At 51.9% G+C, this 17,371-nt stretch carries 28 protein-coding genes; 25 read left to right on the top strand and 3 right to left on the bottom strand.

Annotated features, from left to right (window positions below):
* Nucleotides 1-117 precede the first annotated feature (117 nt).
* The 4 genes from DEO48_RS10705 (at nt 118) to DEO48_RS10690 (ending at nt 2,624) form a co-directional block, all read left to right on the top strand.
* Nucleotides 118-369 (top strand): helix-turn-helix domain-containing protein, encoded by a 252-nt coding sequence (locus DEO48_RS10705; protein WP_109845138.1) that lies wholly within the window; start codon nt 118-120, stop codon nt 367-369.
* A 29-nt stretch (nt 370-398) separates the two neighbouring features.
* Nucleotides 399-944, top strand: coding sequence for a toxin YdaT family protein (locus DEO48_RS10700; protein ID WP_109845137.1), 546 nt, complete (start codon nt 399-401; stop codon nt 942-944).
* A gap of 85 nt (nt 945-1,029) precedes the next feature.
* Complete coding sequence (locus DEO48_RS10695) at nt 1,030-1,938, top strand: replication protein (protein WP_109845136.1); 909 nt, start codon at nt 1,030-1,032, stop codon at nt 1,936-1,938.
* A complete protein-coding gene (locus DEO48_RS10690; RefSeq protein WP_109845135.1) occupies nt 1,935-2,624 on the top strand; it encodes a replication protein P in 690 nt (229 codons plus the stop codon). The genes DEO48_RS10695 and DEO48_RS10690 overlap by 4 nt, the downstream gene beginning before the upstream one ends.
* Nucleotides 2,625-2,677: 53 nt before the next feature.
* On the opposite strand, the gene DEO48_RS10685 is transcribed toward DEO48_RS10690, so the two are convergent.
* Nucleotides 2,678-3,409 (bottom strand): hypothetical protein, encoded by a 732-nt coding sequence (locus DEO48_RS10685; protein WP_258306091.1) that lies wholly within the window; start codon nt 3,407-3,409, stop codon nt 2,678-2,680.
* 297 nt (nt 3,410-3,706) lie between these two features.
* Between DEO48_RS10685 and DEO48_RS10680 the strand changes: the two genes are divergently transcribed.
* The 8 genes from DEO48_RS10680 to DEO48_RS10645 all read left to right on the top strand — a co-directional run bounded on the left by DEO48_RS10680 (nt 3,707) and on the right by DEO48_RS10645 (nt 6,766).
* Nucleotides 3,707-3,952, top strand: a complete 246-nt coding sequence (locus DEO48_RS10680; protein WP_109845134.1) for a hypothetical protein — start codon at nt 3,707-3,709, stop codon at nt 3,950-3,952.
* A 173-nt stretch (nt 3,953-4,125) separates the two neighbouring features.
* Entirely contained in the window at nt 4,126-4,557 is a 432-nt protein-coding gene (locus DEO48_RS10675; protein WP_109845133.1) for a recombination protein NinB, read from the top strand.
* Nucleotides 4,550-5,131: an NUMOD4 domain-containing protein gene (locus DEO48_RS10670; protein WP_051479461.1), complete on the top strand. Its 582-nt coding sequence runs from the start codon at nt 4,550-4,552 to the stop codon at nt 5,129-5,131. The genes DEO48_RS10675 and DEO48_RS10670 overlap by 8 nt, the downstream gene beginning before the upstream one ends.
* Complete coding sequence (locus tag DEO48_RS10665; RefSeq protein ID WP_109845132.1) at nt 5,131-5,301, top strand: NinE family protein; 171 nt, start codon at nt 5,131-5,133, stop codon at nt 5,299-5,301. The genes DEO48_RS10670 and DEO48_RS10665 overlap by 1 nt, the downstream gene beginning before the upstream one ends.
* Complete coding sequence (locus DEO48_RS10660) at nt 5,294-5,584, top strand: DUF1364 domain-containing protein (protein ID WP_109845131.1); 291 nt, start codon at nt 5,294-5,296, stop codon at nt 5,582-5,584. The genes DEO48_RS10665 and DEO48_RS10660 overlap by 8 nt, the downstream gene beginning before the upstream one ends.
* Complete coding sequence (rusA, locus tag DEO48_RS10655; protein ID WP_109845130.1) at nt 5,581-5,943, top strand: crossover junction endodeoxyribonuclease RusA; 363 nt, start codon at nt 5,581-5,583, stop codon at nt 5,941-5,943. Before DEO48_RS10660 ends, rusA begins: the two co-directional genes overlap by 4 nt.
* On the top strand, nt 5,940-6,080 hold the full coding sequence (locus DEO48_RS10650; protein ID WP_062728770.1) for a YlcG family protein: 141 nt from the start codon (nt 5,940-5,942) through the stop codon (nt 6,078-6,080). The genes rusA and DEO48_RS10650 overlap by 4 nt, the downstream gene beginning before the upstream one ends.
* The gene (locus DEO48_RS10645) at nt 6,077-6,766 is read left to right on the top strand and encodes a bacteriophage antitermination protein Q (RefSeq protein WP_109845129.1); all 690 of its coding nucleotides are present in this window, start codon (nt 6,077-6,079) and stop codon (nt 6,764-6,766) included. Before DEO48_RS10650 ends, DEO48_RS10645 begins: the two co-directional genes overlap by 4 nt.
* A gap of 125 nt (nt 6,767-6,891) precedes the next feature.
* On the opposite strand, the gene DEO48_RS26530 is transcribed toward DEO48_RS10645, so the two are convergent.
* Nucleotides 6,892-7,200 carry a hypothetical protein gene (locus DEO48_RS26530; RefSeq protein WP_146198264.1) on the bottom strand — a complete coding sequence of 103 codons (309 nt, stop codon included), beginning with the start codon at nt 7,198-7,200 and terminating at the stop codon, nt 6,892-6,894.
* A 236-nt stretch (nt 7,201-7,436) separates the two neighbouring features.
* On the opposite strand from DEO48_RS26530, the gene DEO48_RS10635 reads away from it, so the two are divergent.
* From DEO48_RS10635 to DEO48_RS10610, 6 genes are all read left to right on the top strand, one after another.
* Complete coding sequence (locus DEO48_RS10635) at nt 7,437-7,661, top strand: class II holin family protein (protein ID WP_023622516.1); 225 nt, start codon at nt 7,437-7,439, stop codon at nt 7,659-7,661.
* Nucleotides 7,639-8,133 (top strand): lysozyme, encoded by a 495-nt coding sequence (locus tag DEO48_RS10630; protein WP_109845127.1) that lies wholly within the window; start codon nt 7,639-7,641, stop codon nt 8,131-8,133. Before DEO48_RS10635 ends, DEO48_RS10630 begins: the two co-directional genes overlap by 23 nt.
* Nucleotides 8,130-8,594 (top strand): lysis protein, encoded by a 465-nt coding sequence (locus tag DEO48_RS10625; RefSeq protein WP_109845126.1) that lies wholly within the window; start codon nt 8,130-8,132, stop codon nt 8,592-8,594. Before DEO48_RS10630 ends, DEO48_RS10625 begins: the two co-directional genes overlap by 4 nt.
* Nucleotides 8,595-8,791: 197 nt before the next feature.
* Nucleotides 8,792-9,310, top strand: a complete 519-nt coding sequence (locus DEO48_RS10620; protein ID WP_033486588.1) for a Rha family transcriptional regulator — start codon at nt 8,792-8,794, stop codon at nt 9,308-9,310.
* Between the two features lie 50 nt (nt 9,311-9,360).
* Nucleotides 9,361-9,642: a hypothetical protein gene (locus tag DEO48_RS26525; protein ID WP_146198263.1), complete on the top strand. Its 282-nt coding sequence runs from the start codon at nt 9,361-9,363 to the stop codon at nt 9,640-9,642.
* A 234-nt stretch (nt 9,643-9,876) separates the two neighbouring features.
* Complete coding sequence (locus tag DEO48_RS10610) at nt 9,877-10,128, top strand: hypothetical protein (RefSeq protein WP_109845124.1); 252 nt, start codon at nt 9,877-9,879, stop codon at nt 10,126-10,128.
* Between the two features lie 223 nt (nt 10,129-10,351).
* On the opposite strand, the gene DEO48_RS26760 is transcribed toward DEO48_RS10610, so the two are convergent.
* Nucleotides 10,352-10,528 (bottom strand): hypothetical protein, encoded by a 177-nt coding sequence (locus DEO48_RS26760; protein ID WP_154819477.1) that lies wholly within the window; start codon nt 10,526-10,528, stop codon nt 10,352-10,354.
* 169 nt (nt 10,529-10,697) lie between these two features.
* Here DEO48_RS26760 and DEO48_RS10605 point away from each other — a divergent pair, with 169 nt between their 5' ends.
* The 7 genes from DEO48_RS10605 to DEO48_RS10575 all read left to right on the top strand — a co-directional run bounded on the left by DEO48_RS10605 (nt 10,698) and on the right by DEO48_RS10575 (nt 17,366).
* Nucleotides 10,698-11,336: a putative metallopeptidase gene (locus DEO48_RS10605; protein WP_109845123.1), complete on the top strand. Its 639-nt coding sequence runs from the start codon at nt 10,698-10,700 to the stop codon at nt 11,334-11,336.
* 32 nt (nt 11,337-11,368) lie between these two features.
* Nucleotides 11,369-11,824: a DUF2280 domain-containing protein gene (locus DEO48_RS10600; RefSeq protein ID WP_109845122.1), complete on the top strand. Its 456-nt coding sequence runs from the start codon at nt 11,369-11,371 to the stop codon at nt 11,822-11,824.
* Nucleotides 11,821-13,074 carry a PBSX family phage terminase large subunit gene (locus DEO48_RS10595; protein ID WP_109845121.1) on the top strand — a complete coding sequence of 418 codons (1,254 nt, stop codon included), beginning with the start codon at nt 11,821-11,823 and terminating at the stop codon, nt 13,072-13,074. The genes DEO48_RS10600 and DEO48_RS10595 overlap by 4 nt, the downstream gene beginning before the upstream one ends.
* Before the next feature lie 326 nt (nt 13,075-13,400).
* Entirely contained in the window at nt 13,401-14,750 is a 1,350-nt protein-coding gene (locus DEO48_RS10590) for an anti-CBASS protein Acb1 family protein (RefSeq protein WP_109845120.1), read from the top strand.
* On the top strand, nt 14,710-15,636 hold the full coding sequence (locus tag DEO48_RS10585; protein ID WP_109845119.1) for a phage minor head protein: 927 nt from the start codon (nt 14,710-14,712) through the stop codon (nt 15,634-15,636). Before DEO48_RS10590 ends, DEO48_RS10585 begins: the two co-directional genes overlap by 41 nt.
* 2 nt (nt 15,637-15,638) lie before the next feature.
* A complete protein-coding gene (locus DEO48_RS10580) occupies nt 15,639-16,904 on the top strand; it encodes a hypothetical protein (RefSeq protein WP_109845118.1) in 1,266 nt (421 codons plus the stop codon).
* Nucleotides 16,905-16,916: 12 nt separating this feature from the next.
* Nucleotides 16,917-17,366: a hypothetical protein gene (locus tag DEO48_RS10575; RefSeq protein WP_109845117.1), complete on the top strand. Its 450-nt coding sequence runs from the start codon at nt 16,917-16,919 to the stop codon at nt 17,364-17,366.
* Nucleotides 17,367-17,371 lie beyond the last annotated feature (5 nt).

Here is a 17,371-nt window from a genome sequence, read left to right as displayed (position 1 = left end):
GTTAATGACTCCTTTAACTCTATCGCTCAAGCGATTGTTTAGCAAAAAATCGCCTATGCGATTGACGTTCGCTAAAGTGATAGCCATAATCGCTTTGAACTGATAGCTGAGGTGATTATGAAGACCCCAACAGTAGAGAAGAACTCTGCAGTAGAGAAAGCGATCGCCATCGCTGGCAGCCAGAAAGAACTGGCAAAACGTTGCGGCAAAGCCCAGTCCACTATCTGTGACTGGCTTAACGGAAAGAAACGCATCTCCCCGGTTCACGTTCCTGAACTGGTGAAAGCGGTTGGTGGTGAAATCCAGGCCCATGAATTCCGCCCGGACCTGCCGTCCATCTTTCCACACCCTGACAACAACGCCGCTTAACGGCGGCCCTAACCACGAAAGGGAAAGCAATGCATTCACTTGCGTATCAACAAGGTAACAAATTTTCGCCAACGGCGATGATTTACCAGAATCGCCGGGAACCTGATTCCACGGCGTTAAACATCGATGGGATCCGTGTAGCTGTTCGTGCCTGGGCAGCTGACTGCCGCAGCCGTGAATTTGTCGCAGCGCTGATTGTTGAAGAGTGGCGGTCAACCGGCGGCACCGGTCTTGATATCCCGACTGACTCGCACCGCCAGATGCAGAAAGTATTCCGCTGGATCGACGGCGATACCGAATACGCCACCAACAACATTCGACAGCTGGCGCCGGCAATCATGGCCGTCCTGCCTCTGGAGTACCGCAACCGTCTGGCGCCGCAGAACGACACGATGTCGCTGATCGCCTCTGCGATGAAAGAGTGTGCCGAAGCTAAACAGGCCGTGCTGCTGGACGCTCCAGAGCATCAGAAGCTGAAAGAGGTAAGCGAGGGTATAGCGTCGCTGTTCCGCCTCATGCCGGAGCAGGTAGGGCCGCTGATGACGATGGTTACTTCGATGCTGGGGGTTATGTGAGAACTACAGAAATGGCGAAAGCTGCGGTGCTCGAACACCAACAGCTTTCTGGTGCAAATCGTTTGGACTCTTTGCAGGAGTAAGTATGTCAAACACCGCTGAAATTATCAATTTCCCAAACAAAACCGAACAACCGGGAGGTCGTATGGCCGACCTGTCGAACGGGTATACCAAGGTCGCTAACGAGATCCAACAGCTTAAGCCTCGCCTGAGACTGTCAGGCCGGGAATGGCAATGTTTTGAGGCGGTGATCTGGCTTACCTACGGCTGGAACAAGAAACAGGACCGCGTTACAAATACGGTCATTGCTGAGCTTACGGGCCTGAGTGATACCCATGTTTCCGACGCGCTTAAGTCACTCGCAGAACGCAAAATCATCTTCTCTCAGAAGCAGGGAATGATGAAAATCGTCGGTGTAAATACTGACCTTACAGCCTGGATTTTGGACAAACCGGAAACGGGAAGAAAATTCCCGAAAACGGGAAAATCCTTCCCGAAATCAGGAATAACCTTCCCGAAAACGGTAGACACCCAATACAAGAACAAGAACAGTATTAAAAGATCTTCGTCCGAGAATTCTGGCGAATCCTCTGACGCACGTCTGAAGAGATTTTTATCAGCTCATCCTGAAGCTGCGATTTACACACCATCCGGTGCGAAGTGGGGCTCTGCTGAAGACCTAAAAACCGCCCAGTGGATTTCCACAAGGGTGAAGCTGATTAACCCAACCTGCAAAGCCCCGGACATGACCTCCTGGTCTAACACCGTCCGCCTGATGCGACAGATAGATAACCGGTCGCACCAGGATATCTGCGCGCTGTATGACTGGGCCAGCAAACACCACTTCTGGCAGACCAACATCCTGAGCCCGGAAAGCCTGCGTAAGCAGTGGGACAAGCTGACGATGCAGCGCAGCGCTGGAGGTGAGCAGCGCGCCGTCAAGCAGGAACTGGACTTCAACAACACTGACTGGGCCTATGGGGTGATCCGATGAAATCTCTTGCAGAGCAGATGCGTAACCATGACCGCGAGCAGATGAGCCGCATGGCCCATAACCTGCCAGAGCAGTACCAGGAGCGGGCGCCAGTAGAGCAGGTGGCGCAGGTATTCAACAAGTTGTTCAACGAGCTGCGCGCCGCGTTCCCGGCCAGCATGGCGAACTTCCGCACTCAGGACGACCTGAACGAATTCCGCCGTCAGTGGCTGCTGGCGTTTCAGGAGAATGGAATCCACTCCATGGCGCAGGTTGATGCCGGTATGCGAGTGGCTCGCAGCCAGGTACGCCCATTCCTTCCGTCGCCGGGCCAGTTCGTCGCCTGGTGCAAACAGAGCGGCGGGGCGCTGGGCATAACCGTTGACCAAGTGATCGCAGAATACTGGGACTGGAGAAACCGCTCGTTCGAATTCACATCCAGCGAGCAATTCCCCTGGTCGCAGCCGGTCATGTACCACATCTGCGTTGAACTGCGCCACCGCAGCACAGAGCGACAGTTAACTCATGGTGAGCTGGCGCGCGAAGCGGGCGATCTGCTGGACATGTGGGAGAAGCGCGTCACCGAGGGTAAACCAGTGCCGCCGGTACGCCGGGCGATTGCAGCACCGGCTGCCGAGCACGGCCCGACGCCGATCCAGCTGCTTCTGGCGAAGTACAACCGCAACAAGTCGAACGGGATGGTATGAGATGGTCAGCTTTGAGCAACTCATTGTGCTGCCTAAGGCACATATACTTAATCTTATCCGTTTTTCATAGCCTTCATCATCATCTCTCCAGCTTTCGAGGCGATATTACCATTGCTACTGTCAGTGCTTAATTGGAGAATGAGTTCATTATTTTTATTAATTTGTTTAGTTAAGGCCTCTATTTGAATCTGTTTTTCCATGGCTCTTTTTGTTGCCCTATCGGCTTCGTTTTTAAAAGATTCTGCTGCTGTCTGCATCGACGTGAGCTTTTCAGTAGTTTCTGTTAGTTGGCGTGCTAACTTCTCTTTTTCCGCGGTAAGTTCACCCATTCTGGCCTGTGATGCTGTTATTTGTTCCTTCATGCCTTGGATATCCTTTTCGGCACCAGTCTTAACTTTATCGTATGTTACATCATGCTTTGCTTGAAGGCGCTGTAAACGCGTGGCGCGAAGTATATGCTTTGCCTTGCGGTGATTATCTATCGAGTCGTTGTTGTCTAACGGCTTTGCTTGCCAAGCTGAAATGAAATTATTAATCCATGGCAGGCAGCCGCAAAGGAATGCTACTGATAGGCACGGGAATAGGAGTATTGTTTTCCAACTGCTGTTTTCTGAAATATACGTAATCTTATCTATGATGTCGGAGTCGCTAAGGAAGAGGTATAAAATTGATTTCCAGTTGAATGCACACCAAGATAGGACGAACGAACCGAATACCGGATTGCTAACTCTTTGAGCCGCCATACTGATTGTTGAAGAAACATACTCTTTTAGGGATTCAAGCATGACCTAGTCCTTTTAGATTTTTTTGTTAATATACCTTTAAGATATTCCTCAGTCATTATGAAAAATTATCCATAGAGTTGATGACGGAGGATATACTTCCAGATGAAGGTAGAGTACAACCCCTGCACAGGTTTAGGTGGGTGGAATAGGAAATGCGCCCCCTGATGGGACTCTTTAACTAAAGTTGTTGATTGCATTGCATGCATAGAGGTTGGAACTGAACTTCGCACAAGTTTTTATTAAAGGAAATTCAACTTTTGCCGATTTAAGTACTCCATAAATGAAAAGGAGATAAGCATGCAGGTTGATATCTACAATAGCAATTTTAGAAGGCTGAAATACTTAATAGTTCCTCATGGTACCGATGTTTCAGGTAATGCCTTGAAATTGCACGACACTGATTTCTCAAAAGTGGAAATTTTTAAAGCTGATGTTACATTGCAGAATGGACTTCTTGGACTGGATTTTACTAAAGCTACCTCTGACATTGCCACTTTTGGCTATCATATAGTAGAGATTTCTGTGACCGTTGAAGTTCTTTGATTTTCCTGTATCAACCAGCCATAATCATGTCATCGGAGCCTGAACAACTCCGGTGACTTCTGCGCATTTAAGGGGACTTAAATGCGATCACAATCTGAACTCCTCACTTTGTCACAGATGCAGAAATGCACCTGCGATTTTCTGCATTCTGCGGTTTCCGTTAAGGAGGCCGTATGAGCATGAACAAAGACGGCATCCGTCTGCACAAATCCAATTTTTCAGCCATCGGGCAGCAGATACAGCCAATGCTGGAATCTGGCGACTGCTATCGCCTCATTATCAAGCCCTGGAAGGACAAGCGCAGTCTCTCCCAAAATGCCCTTCTCTGGATGTGGAATGGCGACGTTGCATCTGCCGTCAACCACCACTCCGAAAACAAGTTAACCGAGGAAGACCTTCATGAGTTTCTGAAGGATATGTTCTGCCCCGCCAAGCCCGTAACCGTTCTTGGTGAAACCAAGATGGTGAAGTCCACCAAGCTTCTCGACACCGAAGAGATGACCTTCTACCTGCGCCGCATTGAAGTCTGGTGTGCTGAACGCGGTATCAAATTGCGGATTCCCGCCAACTCCGAATATCACGAAAAAGGACACGATCATGTTTGAGAATGAAATTTGGAAGCCGGTGCCGGGGTATGAAGGCCGGTTTGAGGTTAGCTCTCTTGCTCGCGTCCGTAGTTTGTCTCGCAAAGTTACTACGTGCGGGCGCGATAAGAAGACGTGGACCACTAGGACTATCGCTGGGCGGATTCTTAAGGGATGCACATCATCCCAATACATCAGGGTATCACTTTCTAATAAACACGAAATGCTACATCGGTTCGTGGCGCTCGCGTTTGTGCCAAATCCTAATAACTACCCGCACGTTAACCACATCGATGGAAATAAGCACAACAATCTGCCAGAGAATCTTGAGTGGTGCACGCATGCCATGAACATGAAGCACGCCAATGAAACCGGGCTATCCAACAAGAATAAAATGCCTGTAATTGCAGAGAGAGATGGGTTTGGATACTGGTTTCCATCAATGCAATCGACCAAGAAGTACGGATGCAACCCGGCGTTAGTCCACGCGTCGATCAATGGAAAGCAGGGTGAGCACAGGGGGATGCAGTGGAGTTATTGCTCTTCCACATCTAACTGTGAATACCAGCAGCTTCGCGATAAGCAGGAGGCCTGATGTCTACTCCACTTTCCCGCGTCATCACCAACGAAATATTCCGCGTTCCAGCGCGCCGCCAGCGTAAGCCTGCGGTTAATACGTCCGACATCCCGACCCTGAAATACTACACCGCCCGACTGGTAGATCAGAAATGGTTGCGTCTCGCGGCACGGAGGGCGCATGGCTAATTTATGCGAAGCGGCACGCGGCCGCGAATGTCAGGTGCGGATCCCCGGCGTATGCAACGGCAATCCTGAAACCTCAGTACTGGCTCACATACGTCTTGCTGGTCTCTGCGGGACTGGAATCAAGCCGCCTGACCTGATCGCCACCATCGCATGCAGCAGCTGCCACGACGAGATTGATCGCCGCACACGTCTGGTCGATGCGGAATATGCAAAGGAGTGCGCGCTGGAGGGCATGGCTCGCACGCAGGTCATCTGGCTTAAAGAGGGGCTCGTAAAAGCATGAATGAATACCGTATCAGTCTCCCGTGGCCGCCGAGCAACAACCGCTACTACCGGCATAACCGCGGGCGCACGCACATCAGCGCAGAAGGTCAGGCGTACCGCGACAGCGTCTCCAGAATCATCAAAGACTCAATGCTGGATATTGGCTTGGCGACACCAGTGAAAATCCGTATCGAGTGCCACATGCCGGATCGCCGCCGCCGGGACCTGGATAACCTGCAAAAGGCCGCTTTCGACGCCCTGAGTAAATCCGGGTTCTGGCTCGATGACCAGCAGGTCGACTACTACAGCGTGAAGAGAATGCCGATCGTCAAAGGCGGAAGGCTCGAACTGACCATCACTGAACTGGAGGGCGCATGAAGCCAGAAACAATCGAGACACTCCGCGCGCGCTGGCAACGCCTCCGGATTTACCGCCGCCCGGGATCCGTGCTGGTGGATTACCGTATTCTCCGTAACTTCGTTCGCATCTACCACCCTGCAGGAGCCGCACAATGAACAATCAGCAACTGGAATACGTACGTCAGCAGCTCATTGTAGCGACCGCAGATCTGAGCGGAGCGACGAAAGGGCAACTGGTAGCTTTCGCCGAGAATGCGCATTTCACCGTGACGGCGCGCAGCCGGGGCCGGAAAAAGGTATTCGACAAGGATAAGCAGCGCATGGTCAACCCGGACGGCCCACCGATGAGTGGCAACCAGTCACGCGCCAAGGGCTCATCTATTGCGCTGGTCAGCCCGGAAGAGTTCGGTACCGCGTCATGGCGCCGCGCCGTGCTATCACTGGAAGAGCATCAGAAAGCATGGCTGCTATGGAACTACAGCGAGAATATCCGCTTCGAATACCAGGTGGCGATCACCCAGTGGGCGTGGGCAGAGTTCCGGGAACAGCTCGGCGCGAAGAAGATGGCCGGCAAGACGATGGAGCGCCTGAAGAAGCTTATCTGGCTGGCGGCGCAGGACGTCAAAGCGGAGCTGGCAGGGCGTGAGATGTACGAATATCAGGCGCTGGCGGAGCTGGTTGGCGTAACACCAAAGAACTGGTCAGAGACGTTTACGGACCGTTGGGTTGAGATGCGTCGCATCTTCCTGCGCCTGGATAGCGGAGCTTTGTTGCAGGTTACGCGATCACGTTCACAACAAAAGGCGACAAATTTCGACAGAAGTCTTGCAAAACTGGATTGAAACGCATATATTTCATGTAAATCTGATATCGTCGGCATAGCTTCGTAGGTCGACACAATGAATTGAAGCCCGAGGTTAACACCTTGGGCTTTTTTGTAGATTAGTTTTCCGACTGCTTGATATCGTTATTTCTTCTTTTCAGTGAAGTGGTTGGTAGCAACCGTTGTGCCGATCGTAAGGGCCACACCCGCAATAGTTTTTACAATTGTTCCTGCGTTTTCAGCTATTGCCTTTGTGCATCCAGGACATAATTCTTCATCGTATGCTTTTCCACCTTTGGCATAATCATCGCACCCAGGTGTCCGGCAAGCATAAAGAATCCCATGACATTCCGGGCACTCACATTTATCACGTTGGAAAGTATTTTCTTCGATGATGAGTGGGATAACAGTCTCACGGCAATGACCACACATACCAGCATGTTTAGTTGGCATAAAATTTCCTCGCTAAGGTTTAGATAGAGATCTTATCGGCCTGCTTAGCAGGAGATTTAATCAAATTTATTCATGAACTCGCTTCGGCAGGTTCTTTGCTTTTAAGGCTCGCATGTGCGGGCCTTTCCTGTTTTCGGGCTCCGGGATCCATCATCGACACGCCTACTTGTTAAATCGTCCCGAGGGCCTGACCCTTTTCAAACACACAGCACCCGCTAACTACGCGAGGTGAGAGCATGTATCGCATGGAAAAAATAACCACTGGTGCTGCCTATGGCGCTTCAGCCGGGAGCATCCTAAACGGCATGCTGAATGCCTACAGCCCCGAGCAGTGGAACGCTATCGGCGTGCTGGTGGGTATCATCATTGCCGTACTGACGTATCTGACGAATCTCTATTTCAAGATCCGCGAAGACAACCGCCGCAGCAGGAGCCGAGATGAACCCAACGTTGAGGAATAAGCTGGTGGGTGCCATCGTTGGCGGTTCCGGAGCCATCACCATTGCTGCAGTAATGCTGGGCAATGCGGATGGGCTGGAAGGGCGGCGCTATTACGCCTATCAGGATGTTGTCGGCGTCTGGACCGTTTGCGATGGGCACACCGGTACCGACATTCGCCGCGGTCACCGCTACACAGACAAAGAGTGCGACACCCTGCTGAAGGCAGATCTGCGAAAGGTGGCAAACGCCATTGACCCGCTGATCAAGGTTCGCATCCCCGAGCCAACCCGCGCCGCGCTTTACTCCTTCACCTACAACGTTGGCTCTGGTGCCTTCGCCAGCTCCACTCTGCTGAAGAAGCTGAACTCCGGTGATGTGCCTGGGGCATGCAAAGAACTGCAGCGCTGGACATATGCCGGTGACAAGCAGTGGAAGGGGCTGATCACCCGACGCGAGATTGAACGTGAAGTCTGCGAGTGGGGCCAGAAATGAGCCGGTTAACAGCAATCATCTGTGCTGTCGTTATCTGCCTGCTGGTTTCCATGGCCTGGGCCATTAACCACTACCGCGACAATGCCATCACTTACAAAGACCAGCGCGATAAAGCCACCAAGAATCTCCGCCTGGCTAATGACACCATCAAAGATATGCAGACCCGGCAGCGTGATGTTGCTGAGTTGGATGCCAAATACACGAAGGAATTGTCCGATGCGAAAAAAACCATTAACGATTTGCGTCGGGATGTCGATTCTGGCGATAAACGGCTGCGCATCGCCGCAACCTGCTATGGAGTGCCTAAAGCCACCTCCGCCACCGGCGTGGATGATGCAGGAGCCCCCGAACTTACTCCAGACGCTCGACGGAATTATTTCGATCACCGGGACGGAATCGCAACCGCTGACAAAATGATTCGCGGCATGCAGGACTACATCAAAGAGCAGTGTCTTAAGTGATTCGTCACCCAAAAAACAGAGCCTGACTTCGGTCGGGCTTTTTTATGCCCGAATTTCACCGCGCACCGCAGCGCATTCAAACCACGTCGAACCATACCCTTTGAAATGAGCCTTTGAGGAAGTCAGTTAGTGCTGGCGAGCCTCGACGGGCTGATTTCCTATGCGGCAAAGGTTCATCTCAAAGAAAGGTACACGCTATGAATAATCCGTCAGTTATTCCGGCTTTCGATTTTCGTGAAATGGTCACGACTCTCGATAACAAGATAATCACCACATCACTCAAAGTGGCGGACTACTTTGGCAAGCGACACAAAGACGTTTTGCGCGCCATACGTAACCTGAAATGCTCCGATGACTTCACCCAGCGCAATTTTGCGCCCATTGATTTCATTGATAAAAATGGTGATGTTCAGCCTATGTATAACATCACCCGAGACGGATGCATGATGCTCGTGATGGGATTCACTGGTAAAACAGCTGCCGCAGTAAAGGAGTGCTACATCAATGCCTTTAACTGGATGGCCGAGCAGCTAAACCGACGCATGGCGATGGGCGAAGAAATGCAGCACCGCTACGCCATCAAAGAAACGCGCTCAAAGCTGAAGGGAACGATCGGCAGCCGGTTGATGAACGAAAGGAAGAAGGAAAAACGCGTGCTGAGGCTTGAGCATGAGCACATCATGCAGGTAACGCAGCCGGAATTACTTATTGGCTGATCGCGGCATTACAGAAGCTCTTCACTGAGGGGCTTCGATAATGTGGATGCATGGTATTCCCCCATGATAGATTTTGCGCTATAAAGGAACTAGAAATAGGCGGCGGCTGTCTTTTGAGGTTGGTATTAACCTTCGTTATTGTTGGTGCAAGTGGTGGCGCACTTGTCTTCTTGTCAAACTTCGTTATAGCTGAATTAATTAGTTTTACCTCAACTTACCTCTACGCAAAAGGAGCCTCTATGACTAAAAAATCTATGGATAAATTGTTAAACTGGAAAAAGAACTCATTAGTCAGCCGCCGCTTCAGGGTTACCCTGCTGAAGAGCTTGTGAAATTCAAGCGAAAGCAAATTTCTACTAACCGCCTCCGGGCGGTTTTTTGTTGCCATATCCACGCGCATACCCAGCGCAGTTGCAACATCCTCACAACTGCTCATCTGCGGGTGGGCTTGATTATCAGTGTAAGATTAATGAATGAATTGAAAAGTCACCTGCAAACTTTTCTATTAGTGTGCTCACTTGGCCAGTTGCAATACTCATAAAGCCATTTATTGATCTGGAGGCTTTATGAGTGAAGAGTATACCGACGAAGAACAACTGAAAGCTCTTGATGCGTTTCTTGAGAGTCAAGATCCAGTTGACATGAAAGGAGTAGATCTCGGAGAGGTTTTTAATTGTGAAAATTATTCGAAATACTACCAGCCAGCACTGCAAGCAATTATTGATAATGGCGATCTGTTACCAGCCCCTTGGGGTGGTCTAGCAATCCGAGGTGTGAAGGCTATCAAAAAATATTTCGACTCGGTGTGCAAAATTTGAATGAAACTATAACCGCCCTCTGGCGGTTTTTATGCCATCACCATGGGTAGGCCCTCGTAATGGCATTATCCCCTTATGCGGATAAAGAGGCTCTCAATGTCCGACATCTATCAAATCGCACTTGTAAAAACAGCGAGTGGATTATTTTCTGTTGTTAGTCGACTGTGATAATCGATAGGAAAAGGCTCGGCTTGCCGAGCCTTTAATTTTGAGCCACGTATTTTTAACGGAGATTCTTAACGTAGCTTTTGTCCCACTCAGCAGCTAATGCTTCAAAAATAGCCTTGAAATCATTAGATATATAACTTGCTGGGTGTGGTATACGTTCCGAAGTTACACGGCCTGCGATGATTTGAGCTGTTAACTCGAAAATCATCTTTCTTTTTTCATCTGGTGTCATTTTAGAATCCTCTTACTGCAAGATTGCAGCATTACAAAAATGGGGGGCGGCTTCTGTATTTCAATGCGTGTGTTTTAATAACTTGAAAAATATCAATTATTTGCATTAAGTCGGTTTAATATTCGGCCTGGTGTGGCTGGAACGAGCTTAAAGAAAAGTGGAATAGACTATGGCGAACGATGACGCGAACAGGCAATACCCCCCAGTTAACTTCATCGCTTTCGACAACTGGCAACCATACACCAGGCTGATCCCCGCCAACGAAGTGCATGAGTGGGTAAATCGGCAAATCATCAGCGATACCGGAATCATCCATAACCCTGACCACGAGCACCTGTTAGAGGCTAATCTCTGCTTCATGTGGGCGTCTGACTCTTTCGCGAAGAAAGGGCGCTACGTCCTCGGCCAGGCCGAACAGGTAATGCTCCGCGCCGGTGGTTGGCAGAAAGCCAGAATGGAACAGCAGATGTATGAATGGTTCGGGCGAATCCCGAAGTTCATCATCACGCTGGCAGCCGATTACTGCTCACAATGCAGTGACCTCGAGTTCTGCGCACTGGTAGAGCATGAGCTTTACCACATCGCACAGGCCACCGATGACTTCGGCGCGCCTAAGTTCAACAAAGAGACCGGGCAGCCGGTGCTTACACTGCGCGGCCACGATGTCGAAGAATTCACTGGTGTCGTACGTCGATACGGCGCCAGCAAAGAAGTACAGGAGCTCGTTGATGCGGCCAATGCGCCTGCAGAAGTGGCTCACATCGATATAGCCAGGTCATGTGGTACATGCATGCTAAAGCTGGCCTAACAATATGACTGATTATGACAGGCAGGTAATCCATGGCGACACTGAAAGGTGAGGTCAAAGCCTTCATCGTTCAGTCCCTTGCCTGCTTCGATACACCATCCCAGGTGGTTGATCTGGTCAAAAAAGAATTTGGCCTGAGCATCACTCGTCAGCAGGTCGAATCCCATGACCCGACGAAAGCAAACGGCAGGGGGCTGGCGCAGAAGTGGGTTGAGTTATTCCACGAAACCCGTAAGCGCTTCCAGACCGAATTAAGCGACATCCCGATCGCCAACAAGGCATATCGTCTCCGCGCGCTTGACCGGATGATGACCCGCGCTGAGGGAATGAAAAACATGGCTCTGGCTGCTTCGCTGATGGAACAGGCTGCCAAAGAGGTTGGCGACGCGTACAGCAACAAACAGAAGGTCGAGCACACCAGCCCGGACGGAACCATGACTCCGCAGCCGACCATCATCCAATTACTCCCCGTTGAGCCGAAAGCATGAGTGAAGCCGTTCAACTGCCGATCCCCGCGAAGCTTGCGCCGCTGTTTACTGCCGTGAATAAGCGTTACCGGTGCTCGCACGGTGGGCGTGGTAGCGCCAAGACGCGCACGTTCGCACTGATGACTGCAGTAAAGGCGTATCAGTCGATGATGAACGGTGAAAGCGGCGTGGTGCTCTGCGCGCGTGAGTTCATGAACTCGCTGGAAGAGTCGAGCATGCAGGAAGTGAAACAGGCGATCCTCTCTGTTCCCTGGCTGGCTTCCAACTTTGATATCGGCGAGAAGTACATCCGCACTATCGACAAGAGCGTTAACTACGTGTTCTGCGGCCTGCGGCATAACCTCGACAGCATCAAGTCGAAAGCGCGCATCCTGCTGTGCTGGGTGGACGAGGCTGAATCAGTCAGCGAAATAGCCTGGCAGAAGTTGAGCCCGACAGTTCGTGAAGAGGGCTCAGAGATTTGGGTAACGTGGAACCCGGAGCGCGACGGTAGCGCCACGGATAAGCGTTTCCGCAAAGAAGCTGGCGACGACTGCATCACCGTTGAGATGAATTATACGGATAACCCGTGGTTCCCTGACGTGCTGGAGGGTGAGCGACAGAACGATCAGCGCCGCCTCGACCCGGCAACTTATGCCTGGGTGTGGGAAGGGGCATATCTCGAAAACTCCGATAAGCAGGTGCTGGCCGGTAAATACCGGATTGCTGAGTTCTCGGATAACCTCTGGAAAGAAGCGGAGCGTCTGTTCTTCGGTGCTGACTTTGGTTTCGCCAAAGACCCGAACACTCTGGTGCGCTCGTTCATCCTGCATAACCGGCTGTATATCGAGTACGAGGCATACGGGCAGCAGACAGAGCTAGACCACATGCCTGAGCTATACGACACGATTCCTGGCGCGCGTGAATGGCCCATTAAGGCCGACTCGGCAAGGCCTGAGACGATCAGCTATCTCAAGCGACAGGGCTTCAACATCTCTGCTGCCGAGAAATGGCAGGGGAGCGTTGAGGACGGGATCGCGCATCTTCGTGGCTTCGACGAAATCATTATCCATCCACGGTGCAAAAACGTGGCGCGTGAGGCCCGCATGTGGTCCTACAAAACGGACCGCATCACTGGCGAGGTATTGCCGAAGCTGGCCGACGGTTACGAACACTGTTGGGACGGAATACGCTACAGCCTCGACGGACACATTAAACGCAAGGCCCAGATGGCCGGGATGATGATTCCTAAGCGACTTCAAGGTAAATAAATATCGAATGATATTGATAGAGTTGTAGTTTCAATGCCAAGATAAATTTCTTTTATCAATGGGATATCATCATGGATCAGTGGTTTATATCTTGGTGCGTTTATACATTAAGCGAGGCGGGCGGATTTAACGTCGAGAAGTACGGGTCATCAGTAAAGGGTTACTCTTCTGAAATGACTTCCGAGCAAGTATTTATCGCAGCAGAAGAGACATTGCGAGAGTACCTTCAAACAGAGCATGTTCAGATAACTGGATTTAATCGAGTCTAAAACCAAGCCCGGCTAAGCCGGGTTTTTTATTGCTTTCATTCGACCACCGGACAAACCATGACTGACAAATTAACTCTCGCCGTCAACCATGCGTTGAATGATGCGCGAATGGCTCGCGCCCGTATGGGGCTGATGGCACCGACGATGGGGCTGGACAATAAGCGCCATTCTGCATGGTGCGAGTATGGCTTCCCTGAGCAGGTAACCTACGAAAACCTCTATGCCCTGTATCGGCGCGGTGGTATCGCTCACGGTGCCGTTGAGAAGCTGGTGGGCAAGTGCTGGCAGACCAACCCGGAAATCATCGAGGGTGACGATGCCGACGAGAGCAAGGATAAGACGGCTTGGGAGAAGAAGACCAAAAAGGTATTCACTAAGCGCCTCTGGCGAGCCTTTGCTGAAGCTGACCGCCGCCGCCTTGTCGGTCGCTATGCTGGCATCCTGCTGCATATCAACGATTCAAGAGCATGGGATCAGCCGGTTGTTCGCGGTAAGTCACTTAAAAAGGTAACGATCGCATGGGCCGGTTCGTTAACTGTCAGCGAGTGGGTAACTGACCAGAAATCGGCAGACTATGGGCAACCAAAGCAGTGGAAATACGTTGAGAGCTTGCCAAACGGCGGTACTAATCAGCGCTTTGTGCATCCCGATCGCGTCTTCATCTTGGGTGACTACTCGAATGATGCAATTGGCTTCCTTGAACCTGGCTATAACGCCTGCGTTAGTCTCGAGAAGGTTGAGGGTGGTTCAGGAGAGGCATTCCTGAAGAACGCCGCTAATAAGCAGAGCATTAATTTCGACAAAGACGTTGATTTCAACAACCTTGCTTCTTTGTACGGTGTTTCTGTTGATGAACTTCAGGAGAGATATAACGATGCAGCGAGAGAGTTAAACATCGGCAATGACGTTCTTCTGATTACTCAGGGTGCACAGGTAACGTCGATGGTGTCGGCAGTTTCAGATCCTGATCCAACCTATAACGTCAACTTACAAACTTTCTCTGCATCTGTTGATATACCTGTGAAAATTCTGGTTGGGATGCAGACGGGGGAAAGGGCAAGTACCGAGGATCAGAAATATTTCAACGCTCGCTGCCAGTCACGGCGCGGTGACCTGTCATTCGAAATTGAAGACTTCAGTGACAAGTTAATCGACCTGAAAATCATTGATGAAGTCAGCGAGAAGACGGTTATCTGGGATGACCTCAACGAACAGACCGGTACTGAGAAGCTCACCAATGCCAAAACCATGGGCGAGATTAACCAGACCATGCAGGGTAGCGGCGAAGAGCCAGCATTCAGTCGTAAAGAGATTCGCACGGCAGCCGGTTATGACAATGACGACGAAGAGCCTTTAGGAGAAGAGGATGGCGACGAAGAAGGCGAAGCCACCAATTCTACCGCGTAACTATCAGGATCCGACCGGAGCCGATGCTCTGGAACGCCGGGCAATGAAAGACTTCGCCAGGCGAATGAATAAGATTGGCAAGGCGTACAAATCAGCACTCGACAAAATACCTTCCTCCCTCGCAGTAAACGCCAGATACGAATACCAGCTAAACCCGACGCTACTCTCCATCATCCTGAACGATGCCAGTTACCTGGTGGATCAGGTGTTGCTTGAAGGTGGCGATTACGACCTGTGGTTTTACGAGTACATAGATCTGGCTTCGGAGAAAGGGACCGGGCAGTCGTTCTACAACCTCAGTCAGCAATCCCCGGCGTACGCCGCCGGGCGTGAGTCGCTGGCGTCCATCCTCGCAAGCGACCCATACCAGCAACGAATGGCGCTGGTGCATGCTCGAGTATTTGAGGAAATGAAGGGGCTAACGGCTGACGTTAAGCGCGATATGGCGCGCGTGCTGACTGATGGCGTGGGCCGTGGTCTCAATCCGCTGGATATTGCCCGCAACCTGACAGACCAGACCGGCATCGAGAAACGCCGGGCGAACCGTATAGCGCGCACTGAAGTGACTACCGCGCTGCGCCGGGCTAAGTGGGATGAAGACCAGGAAGCGAATGACCTCTTCGGCCTGAAAACGCTGCTGGTTCACATCTCGGCGCTTTCACCGACAACCCGGCATACCCATGCAGTGCGCCACGCCCACCTCTACACCAACGAAGAGGTACGCGACTGGTACAGCAAAGATGGTAACTCCATCAACTGCAAATGCAGCCAGCAGTCGGTGCTGGTGGATGCGGACGGCAAGCCGGAATACCCGGACACCATCACGAAACTCAAGCAGGAATATAAATCGATGCAGGCGCGCGGTTACGCCTGGGCGGAGAAATAGCTATGCCAATGCAGGTAAACATCACTACGAAGGTGAACAGCCAGTCTATCCGGCGCGAAACATACAACGGGCGTGAGCACCTAGTGCTGCCGAGCTACACGCTGCCGGCGAACGTCGTCATGAATGGCGGCTTGTACACGCAAGAACAAATCGACGCCCACTATAAGGGGCTGGAAGGCACCCTGGCGCCGCTGGGCCACCCTCAGGTTAACGGTCAGTTCGTGTCTGCTTTCTCGCCAGAGGGGATTAACGCAGGCCATATTGGCGCGTGGAACCGCAACGTTAAGAAGTCCGGCAATCGCATTTACCTCGAAAAGTGGGTTGATGTGGCCCGCGCCAGCGAGTCGGAAGGTGGAAGGGAGCTTCTTGAGCGTGTCGCTGCCATTGAACGCGGCGAAGACGTTCCGCCGATTCATACCAGTGTTGCCGCATTCCTCGACCAGCTTGAACCGAACGATCAGCAGCGCGCAACGGGTGCTGAGTGGGTAGCTGATATCCACGGCATGGACCATGACGCGATCCTGCTGCACGAAGTTGGAGCCGCTACCCCTGAGCAGGGCGTTGGCCTGATGGTAAACGCCGATCTGGCGCAGCCGCTTAAAGCGAACTCCGGCGCGCTGGTGGGTGAATCCTACCGGGAGCGCGAACAGCGTCTTGATCGCGCAGCCAAAGCGAAGTTTGCGGCGGGCGCGGATGAATACGCCTGGATTGCTGACTTCACTGACTCGCAAGCGGTAATCATCCGCAACGGCGGCACCGCAGAGGTGTTTGGCTACAAGTCTGAGGGTGGCGTTATCACCTTCGACGACACCGGCACCGCAGTAGCGCGCCAGGAGTCGTGGGTGGCCGTCGTAGCCAACAAATTCAAAGCTCTATTCACACCGCAGGAACAGCCTGCACCAAACCACAAAACGGAGGGCGACATGCCTTTAACCACTGAAGAGAAACAAGAGCTTATCAGCGAAATCGGTAAAGGCCTGGCCGCTAACTTCGCCGATGCCCTGAATCCGATTAAAGATGCGATCACCGGTCTGCAGGCCAATCAGGACAAGCTTACCGAAACGCTGACCGCCAATTCGCGCGCTGAAGAGAAAGCCAAGCGTGAAGCGGTAGCTAAGGTCCATGGCGATATCGTCGCGAACGCGCTGTCAGGAGAGCCTCTGGACGCTATGTTCAAGTCGCTGGGCGAAGCTGCTCCGCTGGGCACCAACAATGCACAGCAGCACAAAGAAACCGGCGCACCTGCCGCTGACGAACACTTCAAGTAAGGAGCCGGAATAATGCCACGTTATCGTCGCGTTAATATCGACGGTCAGTCTCTGTACAAGACCGAAACCCGAACCACGGCCGCCGCGTTGCTTTCTGGCACCGCCGCAACCATCAACTCATCCGATAAATTCGCTCAGGCCACCGCGCTAACCGGTCGCCTGTACATCATCGATGTCGGTTATCACCAGGGACTGACCATCACTGAATCAATCCCTGCCGGTGATTCGGCTGTCGGTAACTACGTCGAAGAAGGCCGTGAGCTGGCGTTGCGTTGCCTGCCTGGTGCGTATAAGAAAGACAGCCCGATCAAGCTGGGCACAGCTGGTCAGTTCACCCTTACCACCTCCGACACTGATTCAGTGATCGGCTACAGCCAGGATGAATACACCATCGCAGCCAGCACCACCGATTTCATTCGCGTGCGCATGCGCGTTGGCACTGTCGGCGCAGCTGGCGCGTAACAAAA

Origin of the sequence: Enterobacter sp. CGMCC 5087, assembly GCF_003144775.1 — a bacterium.
GTDB lineage: Bacteria > Pseudomonadota > Gammaproteobacteria > Enterobacterales > Enterobacteriaceae > Enterobacter > Enterobacter cloacae_M.
Note: the sequence above shows the minus strand (reverse complement) of the source record. Positions and strands in the feature narration are given on the sequence as shown.

Excerpts from the sequence above, each read along its gene's own strand:
- DEO48_RS10705 (WP_109845138.1), top strand. The coding sequence starts at position 118 with ATGAAGACCCCAACAGTAGAGAAGAACTCTGCAGTAGAGAAAGCGATC.
- DEO48_RS10700 (WP_109845137.1), top strand. The coding sequence starts at position 399 with ATGCATTCACTTGCGTATCAACAAGGTAACAAATTTTCGCCAACGGCG.
- DEO48_RS10695 (WP_109845136.1), top strand. The coding sequence starts at position 1,030 with ATGTCAAACACCGCTGAAATTATCAATTTCCCAAACAAAACCGAACAA.
- DEO48_RS10690 (WP_109845135.1), top strand. The coding sequence starts at position 1,935 with ATGAAATCTCTTGCAGAGCAGATGCGTAACCATGACCGCGAGCAGATG.
- DEO48_RS10685 (WP_258306091.1), bottom strand. The coding sequence starts at position 3,409 with ATGCTTGAATCCCTAAAAGAGTATGTTTCTTCAACAATCAGTATGGCG.
- DEO48_RS10680 (WP_109845134.1), top strand. The coding sequence starts at position 3,707 with ATGCAGGTTGATATCTACAATAGCAATTTTAGAAGGCTGAAATACTTA.
- DEO48_RS10675 (WP_109845133.1), top strand. The coding sequence starts at position 4,126 with ATGAGCATGAACAAAGACGGCATCCGTCTGCACAAATCCAATTTTTCA.
- DEO48_RS10670 (WP_051479461.1), top strand. The coding sequence starts at position 4,550 with ATGTTTGAGAATGAAATTTGGAAGCCGGTGCCGGGGTATGAAGGCCGG.
- DEO48_RS10665 (WP_109845132.1), top strand. The coding sequence starts at position 5,131 with ATGTCTACTCCACTTTCCCGCGTCATCACCAACGAAATATTCCGCGTT.
- DEO48_RS10660 (WP_109845131.1), top strand. The coding sequence starts at position 5,294 with ATGGCTAATTTATGCGAAGCGGCACGCGGCCGCGAATGTCAGGTGCGG.
- rusA (WP_109845130.1), top strand. The coding sequence starts at position 5,581 with ATGAATGAATACCGTATCAGTCTCCCGTGGCCGCCGAGCAACAACCGC.
- DEO48_RS10650 (WP_062728770.1), top strand. The coding sequence starts at position 5,940 with ATGAAGCCAGAAACAATCGAGACACTCCGCGCGCGCTGGCAACGCCTC.
- DEO48_RS10645 (WP_109845129.1), top strand. The coding sequence starts at position 6,077 with ATGAACAATCAGCAACTGGAATACGTACGTCAGCAGCTCATTGTAGCG.
- DEO48_RS26530 (WP_146198264.1), bottom strand. The coding sequence starts at position 7,200 with ATGCCAACTAAACATGCTGGTATGTGTGGTCATTGCCGTGAGACTGTT.
- DEO48_RS10635 (WP_023622516.1), top strand. The coding sequence starts at position 7,437 with ATGTATCGCATGGAAAAAATAACCACTGGTGCTGCCTATGGCGCTTCA.
- DEO48_RS10630 (WP_109845127.1), top strand. The coding sequence starts at position 7,639 with ATGAACCCAACGTTGAGGAATAAGCTGGTGGGTGCCATCGTTGGCGGT.
- DEO48_RS10625 (WP_109845126.1), top strand. The coding sequence starts at position 8,130 with ATGAGCCGGTTAACAGCAATCATCTGTGCTGTCGTTATCTGCCTGCTG.
- DEO48_RS10620 (WP_033486588.1), top strand. The coding sequence starts at position 8,792 with ATGAATAATCCGTCAGTTATTCCGGCTTTCGATTTTCGTGAAATGGTC.
- DEO48_RS26525 (WP_146198263.1), top strand. The coding sequence starts at position 9,361 with ATGGTATTCCCCCATGATAGATTTTGCGCTATAAAGGAACTAGAAATA.
- DEO48_RS10610 (WP_109845124.1), top strand. The coding sequence starts at position 9,877 with ATGAGTGAAGAGTATACCGACGAAGAACAACTGAAAGCTCTTGATGCG.
- DEO48_RS26760 (WP_154819477.1), bottom strand. The coding sequence starts at position 10,528 with ATGACACCAGATGAAAAAAGAAAGATGATTTTCGAGTTAACAGCTCAA.
- DEO48_RS10605 (WP_109845123.1), top strand. The coding sequence starts at position 10,698 with ATGGCGAACGATGACGCGAACAGGCAATACCCCCCAGTTAACTTCATC.
- DEO48_RS10600 (WP_109845122.1), top strand. The coding sequence starts at position 11,369 with ATGGCGACACTGAAAGGTGAGGTCAAAGCCTTCATCGTTCAGTCCCTT.
- DEO48_RS10595 (WP_109845121.1), top strand. The coding sequence starts at position 11,821 with ATGAGTGAAGCCGTTCAACTGCCGATCCCCGCGAAGCTTGCGCCGCTG.
- DEO48_RS10590 (WP_109845120.1), top strand. The coding sequence starts at position 13,401 with ATGACTGACAAATTAACTCTCGCCGTCAACCATGCGTTGAATGATGCG.
- DEO48_RS10585 (WP_109845119.1), top strand. The coding sequence starts at position 14,710 with ATGGCGACGAAGAAGGCGAAGCCACCAATTCTACCGCGTAACTATCAG.
- DEO48_RS10580 (WP_109845118.1), top strand. The coding sequence starts at position 15,639 with ATGCCAATGCAGGTAAACATCACTACGAAGGTGAACAGCCAGTCTATC.
- DEO48_RS10575 (WP_109845117.1), top strand. The coding sequence starts at position 16,917 with ATGCCACGTTATCGTCGCGTTAATATCGACGGTCAGTCTCTGTACAAG.